The organism is Solidesulfovibrio carbinoliphilus subsp. oakridgensis (genome assembly GCF_000177215.2).
GTDB classification, from domain to species: Bacteria; Desulfobacterota; Desulfovibrionia; order Desulfovibrionales; family Desulfovibrionaceae; genus Solidesulfovibrio; species Solidesulfovibrio carbinoliphilus.
This window is the reverse complement of the sequence record NZ_CM001369.1, coordinates 1-13,520: the sequence shown is the minus strand read 5'-3', so window position 1 is coordinate 13,520 and position 13,520 is coordinate 1. Positions and strand designations below refer to the sequence as shown.

Annotated in this window: 10 protein-coding genes; 7 read left to right on the top strand and 3 right to left on the bottom strand. The window is 67.8% G+C overall.

Annotation, left to right across the window (positions count from 1 at the left end):
- Nucleotides 1-63: 63 nt before the first annotated feature.
- Nucleotides 64-1,086 carry a M23 family metallopeptidase gene (locus DFW101_RS18180; protein ID WP_009182981.1) on the bottom strand — a complete coding sequence of 341 codons (1,023 nt, stop codon included), beginning with the start codon at nt 1,084-1,086 and terminating at the stop codon, nt 64-66.
- A gap of 528 nt (nt 1,087-1,614) precedes the next feature.
- On the opposite strand from DFW101_RS18180, the gene DFW101_RS18785 reads away from it, so the two are divergent.
- On the top strand, nt 1,615-1,971 hold the full coding sequence (locus DFW101_RS18785; protein ID WP_009182979.1) for a helix-turn-helix domain-containing protein: 357 nt from the start codon (nt 1,615-1,617) through the stop codon (nt 1,969-1,971).
- A 4-nt stretch (nt 1,972-1,975) separates the two neighbouring features.
- On the opposite strand, the gene DFW101_RS18780 is transcribed toward DFW101_RS18785, so the two are convergent.
- Nucleotides 1,976-3,382 carry a class I SAM-dependent methyltransferase gene (locus DFW101_RS18780; protein ID WP_009182978.1) on the bottom strand — a complete coding sequence of 469 codons (1,407 nt, stop codon included), beginning with the start codon at nt 3,380-3,382 and terminating at the stop codon, nt 1,976-1,978.
- A gap of 417 nt (nt 3,383-3,799) precedes the next feature.
- Here DFW101_RS18780 and DFW101_RS18165 point away from each other — a divergent pair, with 417 nt between their 5' ends.
- Nucleotides 3,800-4,408 (top strand): acyltransferase, encoded by a 609-nt coding sequence (locus tag DFW101_RS18165; protein ID WP_009182977.1) that lies wholly within the window; start codon nt 3,800-3,802, stop codon nt 4,406-4,408.
- 307 nt (nt 4,409-4,715) lie between these two features.
- Here DFW101_RS18165 and DFW101_RS19705 read toward each other — a convergent pair whose 3' ends face one another.
- On the bottom strand, nt 4,716-4,934 hold the full coding sequence (locus DFW101_RS19705) for a hypothetical protein (protein ID WP_157137701.1): 219 nt from the start codon (nt 4,932-4,934) through the stop codon (nt 4,716-4,718).
- A gap of 467 nt (nt 4,935-5,401) precedes the next feature.
- Between DFW101_RS19705 and DFW101_RS18160 the strand changes: the two genes are divergently transcribed.
- The 5 genes from DFW101_RS18160 to DFW101_RS18140 all read left to right on the top strand — a co-directional run bounded on the left by DFW101_RS18160 (nt 5,402) and on the right by DFW101_RS18140 (nt 13,436).
- Complete coding sequence (locus DFW101_RS18160) at nt 5,402-6,208, top strand: ABC transporter permease (protein WP_050805064.1); 807 nt, start codon at nt 5,402-5,404, stop codon at nt 6,206-6,208.
- Between the two features lie 76 nt (nt 6,209-6,284).
- Nucleotides 6,285-7,592: an ABC transporter ATP-binding protein gene (locus tag DFW101_RS18155; RefSeq protein ID WP_009182975.1), complete on the top strand. Its 1,308-nt coding sequence runs from the start codon at nt 6,285-6,287 to the stop codon at nt 7,590-7,592.
- A gap of 29 nt (nt 7,593-7,621) precedes the next feature.
- The gene (locus DFW101_RS18150) at nt 7,622-8,596 is read left to right on the top strand and encodes a glycosyltransferase family 2 protein (protein WP_009182974.1); all 975 of its coding nucleotides are present in this window, start codon (nt 7,622-7,624) and stop codon (nt 8,594-8,596) included.
- Nucleotides 8,597-8,622: 26 nt separating this feature from the next.
- Complete coding sequence (locus DFW101_RS18775) at nt 8,623-11,844, top strand: glycosyltransferase (RefSeq protein ID WP_009182973.1); 3,222 nt, start codon at nt 8,623-8,625, stop codon at nt 11,842-11,844.
- Nucleotides 11,841-13,436, top strand: coding sequence for a hypothetical protein (locus tag DFW101_RS18140; RefSeq protein WP_009182972.1), 1,596 nt, complete (start codon nt 11,841-11,843; stop codon nt 13,434-13,436). The genes DFW101_RS18775 and DFW101_RS18140 overlap by 4 nt, the downstream gene beginning before the upstream one ends.
- The last annotated feature ends 84 nt before the right edge of the window (nt 13,437-13,520 follow it).

Genomic DNA, 13,520 nt, shown 5'->3' with positions numbered 1-13,520 from the left:
TCTGCCCCGTCGCAACCGCCCAATCCCGGGGGCGGGCCCCCGGGCCCGCCCCCGGGCGCGTTTTCAGGGCATGGTGAAGGTCCGGGCCACGGGGATGACCGTTTTCTGGCCGTTCGCGCCCTGCCGGGTCAGCACGGCCTCCCCCTTGTAGGGGCCCGGGGCCCAGGGGGCGGTGCGCTTCTTGCCGAGGCTAAGGACGAGTTGGGCCTTGTTGCGGTCGATCGTCTGGTCCGGCGTGGTCCAGACCTCGCCCGACGGGGCGGTCACCCGCATGGCCACCGTGTCCCCGGCCCGCACTCCCCAGAATCCCGCCCAGAAAAGAAGGGCCGGCGCCTGCGGCGTCAGGGGATCGGTCTTTTTCCCGCCCACGAAAATGGTGTCGATGTCGGGCAGCGCGTCCGAGAAGCCCCCGTCCAGGGCGCCGCTCGGCATGTAGGGCAGCTCGTCCAGGGTATTGATGCTCCAAAGCGGCTTTGGCGCGCCGCCGCAACCGCTTTCCATGATCCGGCCCGTGAAGGGGCAAAGCGTCTGGCCGCCGGCCCGCACCTCGAAGTGGAGGTGGGGAAATTCCGTCTGCCCGGACAGCCCCACCAGCCCGAGGACCTGGCCGGTGGTCACCTGCTCCCCGGGCTTGACCCGGATGCTGCCGTTTCGCATGTGGCAGTACTGCGTCTCCATGCCGTCCGGGTGGAGGAGGACCACACCGTTGCCGCACTCGCGGTTTTGGATCGCTTCCTTGCCGCCGGCCTTGAAACTTATGTCCGGCATGCCGTCGCGCAGGCCCCGGACCAGGCCCGGCGCGGCGGCCTTGACCGCCACCCCGGCCTGCATCTGCTCAAAGGACACGCGGAAATCCGTGCCCTTGTGCTTGTCGTAGGCCAGGGGCCCGCAGGCCTCGTCGGCGTAGCCCGGTCCCGGCTCGAGGTCGACGTAGTTCTGCACGAAGCAGTCCCGCCCCGGCTGGCAGTCGATGGGTTTTTCCAGCAAAATGGCGGCGGCGTTGCCGCTGCCCAAAAGAACCAGCCAAAGGCTCGCCGCAACGATCCGGGCCAAGCGGCTCCCGGGTTTCCGTCCGTTCCTGTCCATCAAGTCGTTTCCTCCCGTGCTTGAAAACGGGTTGCCGGCCGGCCTCGCCAGGCCGATCCCGGTCCCAACCGTCCAGTCGTTTGGGTCGGATGCCGCGTTGCATCGGACACCGGACGCCGCTCCGTCAAGGCCGGCGTGGTCTCGGACCCAAAGGCCGCCAAGCGGGGCAAGCGTTCCAAAAAAGCGTGGTAACCGGAGGGCGGAAGCTACGCGAGGGAAGATGTTGCCCTTTGACTGCAGAGGCTGCTTGACAGTTCACAAAAAAAGTGTACTTTTTGTAGATGAACTGGGCGGTAAAATTCTCGGGGACAACGAAACGGCAAACGCAAAAGCTTCCTGCAAAAGTCCGCGATGCCGTGGAGTTTCTAGTCGCCGACCTGGAATCGACCGGCCCGGTTCTCCCCAGGTGGCCGCACTACGGAAAGATCGTCGGCCATCCGCGTTGCCACCATTGCCATATCTTACGGGGACGCCCGACCTACGTGGCGGTGTGGCGCGAGACGGGAGAGAACGAAATCGAGGTGAGCTATGTTGGAAGTCACGAGGGCGCCGATTACGGGCGACGATGTTGAAATCACGGTCCGCATACCCAGGAAGGAAGCCGAATCCATAGCCGTGGACATGATCGCCAGGGAAGTTCGCAAGGCCTTGGATGCGGCCCTGGCCCACACCCCCGAAGACGTGTTCGGGCCGCGCCAGCCCGGCCGCCTTATCCGTGGCGGCCGGACTCGCGAAGGCTGGACGCAGATCGAACTTGCCAGGCGCCTGGGTGTCTCCAAAACCGTGGTCTCGGACCTGGAGCACGGGCGTCGGCCCATCAGCAGGAAAATGGCCGGGAAGCTGGCCGAGGTGTTCGGGTCGAGCCCGCTCGTGTTTCTGGCGTAGTTTCCTACGGGCGCTTGGGGCCGCCGAAAAATTCCTCCAGCTTCGCTTTCAGGGGCCGCAGGGGCTGGGCGATCTTCCAGAATTTCGGGTTGGGCAGGTGGTATTTGCGGCGGGACAGCTCGGTGCGAAGCTCGATTTCGTTGGCCAGATGCTGCTGCCTGGCTTTTTCGAAGGCGGCGGTTTCCCGGGCGAAGGCCGCTTTCAACTGGTCGAGCTCGCCCGTCGTCTGGGCCAGCGTAGCGTCTTTGTGCCGCATGTCGCAGGCCTGTTGCCGCAGGATCTCATCATAAAGCGCAACGATCCTGTGGTAGCACGCCTCCTCCTCGAGGAGGTACTCGAGTTCGAAGGCCACGCGGGCGATGGGCCCTTCGAGGGTGGCCGGCAGCCTGACGTGGATCTGCGGGTCAAGGGTGCCGAAAAAGAGGATATCCCAGTTTTGCTTGAGAAAATTCGTTTCCGGCTCCAGGCAGTCGGCCAGGGGCAGGTCCTGGCCGTTTACGGCCACGCGCCGCAGCCGAACGATGCACAGGTCGTCGGCCGGATCGAACCGGAGGTGTTTGACCGGCAGGTCCTCGGGGAAATCCCAGGAAAAGGCCATGGTCTTGGCCGTGATGGCTTTGGCGAACGATTCCTTTTCGTTGTAGCCAAGGCCGGTATCGACGTAGAGCCGGGCCTGGCGTTCGGGGCGCGGCCGGCAGTCCCGGGCCAGCACGTGGCTGGCAACGAGTTCCGTGCCGCGGCTGGCAAAGAAGTCCTCGAGAAACGGAGACCGCGAAGCCTGGTCCAGCAGGTCCAGGAACGGCTCGGGCAGGGCCGTGCCCACGGCCAGGACGCCGAGCCCGGACCCGTGCTTGAATTCGTAGGCGACCCGGCCTTCGGAAATTTCGCGCCAAAAGCGCCAGACCCCGAAACCGCGTTCCCGGACCTGGGTGTCGTGGAAAAGGATCACGCCGGCGGTGGGGCTGACCCGGGGGGCCCAGGTCTCGTAATCGTGGGCCACGGCCTCGTAGGTGTGCAGCCCGTCGATATGGAGCAGCTCGATCTGGCCGGCGCCGAATTCCGGGGCGGCCTGGTCAAAGGGACGGCGGTGGAGGGTGGAGAAGTCCGCGAACCGCTGGTTGTGGCCGGCCACGTCCTGGTAGATGGCGTCGTCGTAGAAACCGGCATGGGTGTCGCCCTGCCAGGTGTCGACGCCGTGGCAGCGGGTGGGCGCGCCCAGGCGGCGCACGGCCTGGCAGAAGGCGAAATAGGAATTGCCGGTGTGCACGCCGAGTTCGACCAGGACCCTCGGCCGCAGCAGGTCGACCAGGAGCATGGCAAAGGGAATATGGGTCGCCCAGGACAGCGGGTTTTCCAGGCGCTGGACCGGATCGAAGACAATGGGATGGTTTTCCAACGTGAATCTGCCCATGAGCGAACGTCCCTGGCGGAGCCCCGAAAGGCCGGGCTCGGCTGCCGGTTAGGGTTTCTGGCGGAAAAGGCGTTGCGGATCACCCCCTGCGGGGATGCGGCGCGACGGCTCCGGCCAAGGCCGAGCCAGGTGCGTTGGGGCGAAAAAAGGCCGCGACCGGAAAGAGGCATATTGCGGCCGGATACCTCGTCTGGAGCCCGAAACGCCACGCGTAACGTTACCCTTTTGCCCCAACGTTGCCAATCCCGGCCGGCCCGGGGTACCCTGGCCGGCCGGCCAGGCTTGCCAAAATCCGCCCCCTGGCCCAAAACCGCAGGCCCCGGTCTTTTTTTCCCCGGTCCCGGCCTGGATGGCCGCCACGGCCGGCCCGGGACCCCAAGCCTCTGGAACGAACGCTCCGGAAAGGATAGACCCACGATGCGCGAAGACCTGCAGCCTTTTGACGGGCCAGGCCCGGAAGCCCCGACCGCTGGGGCGGCCTGTGCCGACATGGGATTGCCCCCGGTCGTGGCCGGCCATCCGGGCGTCACCAGCCTCGGCCCGGGCTGCCGGCTGGCCCCCTCCCTTTCCGTCTGGGACCGGGGAGGGCCGGCAGCCGCGCCGGCCGTGGTGGCCCTGGGCGAGGCGGTGGTCATCGGGGAACTGGTCCGCATCGTCGTGACCTCGCCCGACGACTTTCCCCAGGCCCGGGTGGCGGTGGGCAATCGGGTGGCCATCGACGTGGGCTGTTACCTTTCCGGCGAAGGCGGCCTGACCCTGGAAGACGACGTGGTCGTCGGCCCCCATGTCAAGATCCTTTCGGCCGGCCACGCCATCGGGACGGAACACGTGGCCATCGTCGGCAACGCCCTGACCTACGGGCCGGTGCGGATCGGCCGGGGCGCCCGGATCGGGGCCGGGAGCATCATCCTGCCGGGCCGCTGCGTCGGGGCCGGGGCCGTGGTCGGCCCCGGTTCCGTGGTCACGCGGGACGTGCCGCCCCTGGCCCGGGTGGCGGGCAATCCGGCCCGCCTTGTTTCCGCCTGAGCGGCCACGCCTGGCCGCAAGGCCGCCGGCCCGGCCACGTCTCGCCCGGCGGCGGGGCAGGCCAGGCCAGGCCCGCCGCCGGCTCGGCCACGCCTGGGGTTGCAGCCAGGCCGGAGACCGCCGGGCCCGGCGTTTCCGGCCGATTTTTCCGGAGACTCTGTACCGGAAGAATGCAATTCCCGGCCATTCGGTGGCGCGACGGAGGTTGACTTCCTCCAAAACTTTCTGGATACTGGAAAACGACACAGGGAGGTGAAACGAGGCGACAATGATTGGCCGGCCATGAGAAGACACGGGCAAGCTGGGATTAGGCAAAGAATTCCTTGATATTCAGGGTGATGGAAAGACCTCGCCGGTGACAGACCAAATTGTCCCTCGTTTCACCATTTCCCCCGTCGGGCACCTGTGGCGGCCTGGCGGGCGAGGGGATGATCTCCCCGCGGATCTTTAAAAGAGCACTGGAATCCAGACGGAACACGACAGCTTCCGTCGTTTGTTTTGTTTTTGCCGCCACCCTTTTGGCCATGGGGCGCCCGCTTGCCGGGTCCCGGAGCCGAAGCCGACGGTTGGCGCGTCACACCCCTTGGCGCTTTTTCCCAAAACCTTCCTATGTTGCGCGTGGAGCGCTCGATCCGGGCCGTTGCGGCCTGGAGGCCTCCGTTTTTGCCTGGCGCCAGGAAAGCGGGGCGGGCAACGTCCCGCCTGTGCCCCACGGTCTTCCGTTCCCCTCTTCCCTTGCCGGGCCTGAGCGCCGGGAAATGGCGTCGCGGGGCCGCGATTGGCAAGGTGCCGGGGACATGGTAAGGCCGCCGGTGTTCCTTGTTTCCCTGGATCGGCGCGGTCCCCGGAAGCGCCCTGCACCCGCCGGCACCCGGTCGGTCCGCCTCCCTGGGACGGGGAAACGGGCAGCGCGCCTGCCTGTGGAAAACAGCCGACCTTGCCTGGCGGGCCCGATGGCCCGACGCGAGAGACGGCCCAAGCGTTACAGGACACGTGAGCAGCTTGTCATATCCCACATGGGCCTCCCGGGCCAAACGGACCGCCCACCTTTTTTTCGAACTGGTCCTGCGGGACTTCAAGGCCGGATTTCTCGGCTCGTACCTGAGCGTGGTCTGGGCCTTTCTGCAACCCGGCATCACCGTGCTGCTTCTGTGGTTCGTCTTCGAGGTCGGCTTTCGGGCCGGGCCCCAGGGCGACCGGCCCTTTATCCTCTGGCTCTTGGCCGGGCTCATCCCCTGGTTTTTTTTCTCGGAAGCCTGGGCCGCCGCTACCCAATCGATCCTGGGCTACCGCTATCTGGTCAAAAACATCGTCTTCCCCTTGGGCATCCTGCCCCTGGTCAAGATCGGTTCCTCGCTCATCGTCCACATGTTCTTTCTGGTCGTGGTCGTGGGCATCCTGGTCGCCTACCGCCAGCATCCCGGCTGGGCCCTGCTGCAGATCCCCTATTATCTGGCCGGTTCGCTGGTGCTGCTGGTCGGCCTCTCCTGGCTGACGTCAAGCCTCATCGTCTTCATTCCGGACGTCGGCTACATGGTCGCCACCTGCATTCAGTTCGGGTTTTGGTTCACCCCCATTATGTGGAACATCGGGATGGTGCCGGCCCGGTATGTGCCCTGGATTGCGCTCAATCCGGCCTACTATCTCATCGACGGCTATCGCCGCGCCTTTCTCTACGGCGGATGGTTCTGGGAACGCCCGATGCTGACCGGCTATTTCTGGCTCGTCACCCTGGCGATTTTTTTCACCGGGCGCATCGTGTTTCAAAAGCTGCGCCCCCATTTCGCGGACGTCATCTGATGCGGGTGCCGGCCGCGCCGGGGACGGCCCGCCCGCGTCCCGGGCCCGGGGCCTGCGGATGAATACGGAAGGCCCCATGGACATCGCCACAGGAGCCGTCGTGGCCGCCGGCCTCACCAAGGCCTATCGGCTCTACGGTTCGCCCCTGGACCGGCTCAAGGAGAGCCTGCATCTTTTCAAGAAGCAGTTTCACTCCCTTTTTTACGCCCTAAACGGCCTGGACCTGGAAGTGGCCCCGGGCGAGTCCGTGGGCATCATCGGCAAGAACGGCGCGGGAAAATCCACGCTTTTAAAGCTCATCACCGGCGTCATCACCCCCACCGCCGGCACGGTGGCCGTCGGCGGCACCATTTCCGCCCTCCTGGAACTCGGCGCCGGGTTCAACCCGGAGCTGACCGGCCGGGAGAACATCCTTTTTGGCGCCACCCTGGCCGGCCGCACCAAAAAGGAAGCCCTGGCCGGCCTGGACGACGTCATCGCCTTTGCCGAGCTCGGCGAGTTCATCGACCAGCCGGTCAAAAGCTATTCGAGCGGCATGTACGTCCGCCTGGCCTTTGCCGCGGCCATCCACGTCGATCCGGACATCCTGATCGTGGACGAGGCCCTGAGCGTCGGCGACATCCGGTTCCAGCAAAAATGCCTGCGCACCATCGAAGGGTTCCAGAAGCGCGGCAAGACCATCCTCTTCGTCTCCCACGACATGAACGCCATCCTGGCCTTTTGCCACCGGGTGGTCTGGATCATGGACGGCAAGGTCTTTCGCCAGGGCGTGACCAAGGATGTGGTGCGCGATTTCATTTCCTACATGTCCTACGGCGAACTGCCGCCCGAGGACACGGACCGGGCGGCCTCCGGGCCCCCCGAGGCCGAGGCGGCCGTGGCCGCCCCGGGCGTGATGGAATCGACCGAGGGGCGCGATTCCTTTGGCAACGGCGCGGCCGTCATCGAGCAGGTGTCCTTGAGCCTGGCCGGGGGAGGGGAACGGGTCACGGTGCTGACCGGCGGGGAAACGGTCTCCCTGCGGGCGGTGGTGACCGCCGTGCGGCCCCTGCACAGTCCCCTTTTCGGGTTTTTCGTCACCGACGAGAAGGGCAACCCGGTGACGGGGTCCAACTCCTCGGCCCTGGGCCAGCCGCTCGCCCCGCTGTTGCCGGGGCAGCGCCGGCTGGTGGAGACCACCTTCACCTTCCCCTTCCTGCGGGACGGCACCTACCCCTTGTCCGTGGCCATCGGCGACGGCACCTACGATGACCACCAGCTGGCCCATTGGGTCCACGATGCCTCGGTCTTGCGGGTCATCTCCCATGACCGGGTCTCGCACAGCGGCCATCTGCTGTTGCTCAAAGACGTGCGGTTTCAGGAATCCGAGCTTGAGGATTCATAAAAACCAGGATCGAGTTTCGGAGGGTGCCTATGGCTCCGCAGCACGTTGAGATCGCGGTCTGCATCCCGTGCTACAACGAAGCGCCGACCGTCGCCCAGGTGGTCGCCCGGGTCCGGCGCGCGCTCCCGGAAGCCGTGGTCTATGTCTACGACAACGCCTCCAGCGACGACACGGCCCGCATCGCCGCCGCGGCCGGGGCCGTGGTCCGGACCGAAGCCCGGCGCGGCAAGGGCAACGTCGTGCGCCGGATGTTCGCGGACATCGAGGCCGACATCTACGTCCTGGCCGACGGCGACGACACCTACCACCTGGACAGCGCGCCGGAGATGATCCGGCTGTTGCGCCAGGGACCCTGCGACATGGTCAACGGGGCCCGGGTCACCACCCGGGGGGCCGCCTACCGGGCCGGCCACCGGTTCGGCAACGCCTTTTTCAGCCGCCTGGTCGGCCTTATGTTCGGGGCCCGCATCGAGGACATGCTGTCGGGCTTCAAGGTCTTTTCCAGACGGTTCGTCAAGTCGTTCCCCGCCCTGTCCTCGGGTTTCGAGATCGAAACCGAGATCCTGGTCCATGCCCTGGAAATGGGCGTGGCCATGGCCGAGGTGAAGACCCCGTACAAGGAGCGGCCCGAGGGCTCGCACAGCAAGCTGGCCACCTTCCGCGACGGCGGGCGGATCCTGCGCGCCATTTTCACCCTGCTTCGGGCCGAGCGGCCCCTGGCCTTTTTCGGCAGCATCGCCGCCGTTCTGGCCCTGCTGTGTCTGGCCATCGGGCTGCCGGTGGTCTTCGAATACTTCGCCACCGGCGTGGTGCCCCGGTTTCCGTCGGCCTTTCTGGCCGCCGCCCTGGGGGGCATCGCCGTGAACTGCTTTTTTACGGGACTTATCCTCGATCTGGTCCGCACGGGCCGCCATGAGGCGAAAAAGCTCGCCTACCTGTCCCACCGGCCCCCCCACGACGACCCAGTCCCGGAAACCCGCGCCGAACCGGGCGCATCCGCCTAAGCCGCAAGGCCATGGGAGCTTTTGACGTGAAACAGCAAGGCGTGCCGGATCTCACCACCAGTCATCCGGGCATCGACATTCTGGAGCCGGGCTGCCGGGTCAGCCCGACCTGCACGGTCCGGCGGCCCGGCGACACGGCCGATGCCGCCCTCATCCGCCTGGGGCGGGACTGCACCCTCCTCGACAACGTGCGCCTGGTGGTGGCGGACCCCCGGGAATCGCCGGCCTCGGGCCTGACCCTCGGCGACCGGGTCATCGTCAACGTGGGCTGCTACCTGTCCGGCGAAGGGGGCCTTGTCATCGAGGACGAGGTCCTGCTTGGGCCCCACGTCCAGATCCTTTCGGCCGGGCAGGGCCTGGAGCCGGCCCAAGCCGGCGCCGCGCCGAACCCCTCGGCCCCGGCGCCGGTGGCCATCGAACGCGGGGCCTGGATCGGGGCCGGGGCCATCATCCTGCCGGGCTGCCGGGTGGGGGCCGGGGCCGTGGTGGGCGCCGGATCGGTGGTCGCCTCGGACGTGCCGCCCCTGGCGGTGGTGGCCGGCAACCCGGCCAGGGTCATGCGCCGGCGTCTGGACACGGCGGCCGGGCCGGAAGGGCCGGAGGCGCCCGGACTGCCGGCCGGGCCGGACCCGGCCGAGGAGCACGGGGTCCTCAGGCTTCTTTACGACGATCTCAAAAGCGCCCATGCGGCCCTTCGCCGGGAACGGGACCTCTTGCAGAACAACTATCTTGTTCTGGAAAAAGGCTACCTGGACCTCAAAGACGAAAACGAGAACCTGGGCCACCGCTGCCGGGACCTGCGGGAGGAGGGCTCGCAGCACGACGCCCGGTGCGCCGCCGTGCTGGAAGAAAGCGAGGCCCTGCGCAAGCACTATGTCCGGCTCGAAGAGGGCTACAAAAACCTGCTGCGCCAGTACGAGGCCGTCAGGCTGGCCCAGGCCGGCATGGTCCAGATCCTCCAGTCCCGGCGGCACTTGACCCGGTATTATCTCCAGAAAATGCTGTTCGGCATCGACGCGGTCCAGGCCTCGCAGCTGCGGTCCTTTGCCTGGTTGCTGCGCCATCGCCTGCGCCCCCGGACCCGCTGGAACACCCTGCGCGACCGGTACCGCCAGTTCGGCTGGCCCGGCGTGGCCCGTCTTTTCTACGAATTCGCCCTGCGCCAGTGGAAGGGCGACCAGGGGGCGGCGGGCGAGGCGGCCGATCCGGCCGTTTCCCTGGAAACGGCCAAGGCCCGGCTCCGGGAGCAGGCCGAGGCCGGGTTCCGGGACTTTCTGGCCTCCGACGAGACCATCCGTTTCGCCCCGGGCGACCGCCCCTGGCTGTCCATTGTCCTCGTGCTCTGGGGCCAGGCCGAGCTGACCCTGGCCTGCCTGCGGGCCCTGGCCGGCGAGGCCGGGGAGGGCGTGGAAATCGTCATCGTGGACAACGCCTCGCCCGACGCCACGCCAAGCCTTCTCGACCGGGTCCACGGGGCCACCATCCTGCGCAACCAGGACAACGTGGGCTTTCTTTTGGCCGCCAACCAGGGGGCCATGGCCGCGGCCGCGCCGCTCGTCCTCTTTCTGAACAACGACGCCGTGCCGCGTCCCGGGAGCCTCGGGCAGGCCCGGGCTCTCCTGGCGGCCGATGCCGGCATCGGAGCCGTCGGCGGCCGCATCCTCCTGCCAGACGGCCGGCTCCAGGAGGCCGGCTGCGTGGTGTGGAGCGACGGGTCGTGCGCCGGCTACCTCCGGGGCGAGGCCGCCGAGGCGCCCGAGGCCCTGTTCCGCCGGGACGTGGATTTCTGCTCCGGCGTCTTCCTCATGACCAGGACCGGGCTTTTCAAGGAACTCGGAGGCTTTGACGAGGCCTTTGCCCCGGCCTACTACGAGGAGGTCGACTACTGCATGCGCCTGTGGGAACACGGGGCCCGGGTGGTCTACGACCCCTGGATCGTGGTCGACCACTACGAATACGGCAGCGCCGGATCGAGCGAGGCCGCCGCAAAGCGCATGGCCACCAACCAGAAACGGTTCCAGGCCAAGCACGCCCGGGCCCTGGCCGACCAGGAATCCGCCGCCCTGGCCGGGGCCATGCTCCGGGCCCGGATGCGCGGGACCGGGGCCGCACGCGTGCTCTACGTCGACGACCGGGTGCCGCGTCCGGACCTGGGCGGCGGGTTTCCGCGCGCCCAGGCCCTGCTTGCCGCCCTGGGGGAACACGGCCTGTTCGCCACGGTGGTGTCCCTGGCCGAACCCATGACCACGCCGGCCAGGCGTCCCGACGACGGGCTGCCGCCCGGCTTCGAGGTCATGCCGGGCCTGACCCCGGACAAGCTGGTCGAGCTTCTGGAAGCGCGGCAAGGCTACTACGACCTGTTTTTCGTCAGCCGGCCGTCCAACATGGAGCGCCTGGCCTTCCTGTTCACGGAGCAGGCCGGGCTGCTCGGGGACATGGCCGTCCTGTACGACGCCGAGGCCGTGTGGGCCTTCCGGGACATCCACCGGGCCGCCGTGTTCGGCCATCCCATGCCCGAGCGGCAGATCGCCCAGGCCCTGCGCCAGGAACTGGACCTGGCCCGGCCGGCGGCCTGCGTGCTGGCGGTGTCCGAAACGGAGCGGGAGGTCTTTCGCCAGGGCGGCTACGGCGACGTCCGGGTCCTGTCCCACGCCGTGGCGGCCTGCCCCACCCGGACGCCCTTTGCCGAGCGGGCCGACATCCTGTTTGTGGGGGCCCTCTTCACGCCCGGCTCGCCCAACGTCGATTCCATGGTCTGGTTCGTGGAAAAGGTCATGCCGCTGTTGCGCCGGGCGAATCTCGGCGCCAGGCTGATCGTGGCCGGCCGCAACGACGCCCTGCCCCGGTCCTTTGCCGCGCGCCCGGACGTGGTGCTGCTGGGAAGGGTGGACGACCTGTCCGCCTGGTATGGCAAGTGCCGGATTTTCGTCGCCCCCACCCGTTTCTCCGCCGGCATTCCCCTGAAGATCGTGGAAGCGGCCGGCTACGGCCTGCCGGTGGTGGCCACCTCGCTTCTGGCCCGGCAGCTCGGCTGGAACGACGGCGTGGAACTCCTCGTCGGCGACGATCCCGAGACCTTTGCCCGCCAGTGCCTGCGTCTCTACCGGGAGCCGGACCTGTGGGCCACGGTCCAGGCCGGGGCCCTCGCACGCATCGACCGGGAGTACAGCCGGGACTGTTTCCACGACGCCGTGGCGGCCCTGCTGGCCGATTACCCGGCCGGGAGGCGGCGGCCGGAGGGGGCATGACGGGCCGGGAAGGCCTTTTCGAGGGGAGCCGGGGCTTTTCCTGGCTCCCCTTGCTGCTCAGCCTGGCCTTTGGCGCGGGGGTCAGCCTGGCCCTGGGCCAGGACTGCAACTGGGACCTGCGCAACTACCATTTCTACAACGTCCACGCCTGGCTCGGCGACCGCTACCGCTTCGACATCGCCCCGGCCCAGCGCCAGACGTTTCTGAGTCCGCTCCTGGACCTGCCGTTTTACGGGCTGATCCAGGTCTTAAACGACTGGCCCCGCCTGGTGGCCGCTCTGCTCGGGGCCTGGCAGGGACTCAATTACTACGTCCTGTGGCGCATCGCCCGGCTCTTGCTCGTGGTCGCGGGCGCTCCGGGCCTGTCGCTGGCCGCGGCCGGGCTGGCCACCCTGGTCGGGGCCACCGGGGCCGCCCTGCTGCCGGTGGTCGGCTCGACCATGAACGACGCCCCGGCCACGACCCTGGTCCTGGCGGCCTTGTTCCTGCTGCTGCGCGACGCGAAAAACGGCGATGCCGGGAGTTCCCGGGCCGTCTGGCTGGCCGGCGGGCTGGTCGGGCTCGCCGTCGGCCTCAAGCTGACCATTGCCCTCTACGCCGTGGCCGTGGCCGCCGCCCTGGCCGGTTTCTACGGGCTGCGCCGTTTTCCGGCCCAGGCCTGGCGCTTCTGTCTGGCCGCCGGCCTTGGCCTCCTGGTCACGGACGGATTTTTTCTGTGGAAGATGTGGCGGCTTTTCGGAAATCCGTTCTTTCCCTTCTACAATAACCTGTTTCACTCCCCGTACGCCGCGCCGCTGCCCTTTGACGACCCGCGCTTTCTGCCGGCCGGCCTGTGGCAGGCCCTGGCCTATCCCTTTGTCTGGGCCACGCGGCTGACCACGGTGGTGTCCGAGCCGCCGCTTCGCGATCCACGTTTCGCCGTGGTCCTGGTGATTGGCCTCCTGGCCGGCTGCAGATGGCTGGTGGCGCGTCGTTCGGCCATCTCCCGGCCGTGGCTGGGCCTTGTCGTCTTCTGGGTTGTGGCCTACGCCTTCTGGCTCAAGAAATTCGCCATCCTGCGCTATCTGGCCGGCCTCGAACTCCTGACCGGCGTCCTGCTGTGCGCCGGATGCCTTGTCCTCTTCCAGTCCCCTCGCCGGGCGCTGTGGGCCATGGCCTGCCTGGCCGCGCTCCTTCTGGCCACGACCCGCTATCCCGACTGGGGCCGCCTCCCCTTTGGCGATACGGTCATGGATGCCCGGGTGCCGGCCCTGCCGCCGGAGTCCACGGTCTTTTTGCTCAACGACGAGGGTTTGGCCTACGTCATTCCCTTTTTCGACCCCCGCGTCCGCTTCGTGGCCCTGCAAAACAACCTCATAAAGCCCGGGCAAGACAACCTGCTGCGCCGCCAGGCCCTGTCCCTGGTGCGGCACCTGCCGGAGCCGCTTTTCGCCATCGATTCCCGCACCGGCGACCCGCCCGTGGAACAGACGCTTCGGGAACACGGCCTGGAGCGTCTGGACGACACCTGCGCGCCGATCCGCTACAACGGCCGTGAGACCACCCTGCGCCTGTGTCAGGTGCGCCGCGCCACGGGAACCGACGGCTTCTGACGCGCGGCCGGCGCCGGACGCGCAAGAGGCCCGGTCCCGCCTGACCAAGCAGGCGGGACCGGGCCTCTTGCGTTGGTCTCGCGA

Excerpts from the sequence above, each read along its gene's own strand:
- DFW101_RS18180 (WP_009182981.1), bottom strand. The coding sequence starts at position 1,086 with ATGGACAGGAACGGACGGAAACCCGGGAGCCGCTTGGCCCGGATCGTT.
- DFW101_RS18785 (WP_009182979.1), top strand. The coding sequence starts at position 1,615 with ATGTTGGAAGTCACGAGGGCGCCGATTACGGGCGACGATGTTGAAATC.
- DFW101_RS18780 (WP_009182978.1), bottom strand. The coding sequence starts at position 3,382 with ATGGGCAGATTCACGTTGGAAAACCATCCCATTGTCTTCGATCCGGTC.
- DFW101_RS18165 (WP_009182977.1), top strand. The coding sequence starts at position 3,800 with ATGCGCGAAGACCTGCAGCCTTTTGACGGGCCAGGCCCGGAAGCCCCG.
- DFW101_RS19705 (WP_157137701.1), bottom strand. The coding sequence starts at position 4,934 with ATGGCCAAAAGGGTGGCGGCAAAAACAAAACAAACGACGGAAGCTGTC.
- DFW101_RS18155 (WP_009182975.1), top strand. The coding sequence starts at position 6,285 with ATGGACATCGCCACAGGAGCCGTCGTGGCCGCCGGCCTCACCAAGGCC.
- DFW101_RS18150 (WP_009182974.1), top strand. The coding sequence starts at position 7,622 with ATGGCTCCGCAGCACGTTGAGATCGCGGTCTGCATCCCGTGCTACAAC.
- DFW101_RS18140 (WP_009182972.1), top strand. The coding sequence starts at position 11,841 with ATGACGGGCCGGGAAGGCCTTTTCGAGGGGAGCCGGGGCTTTTCCTGG.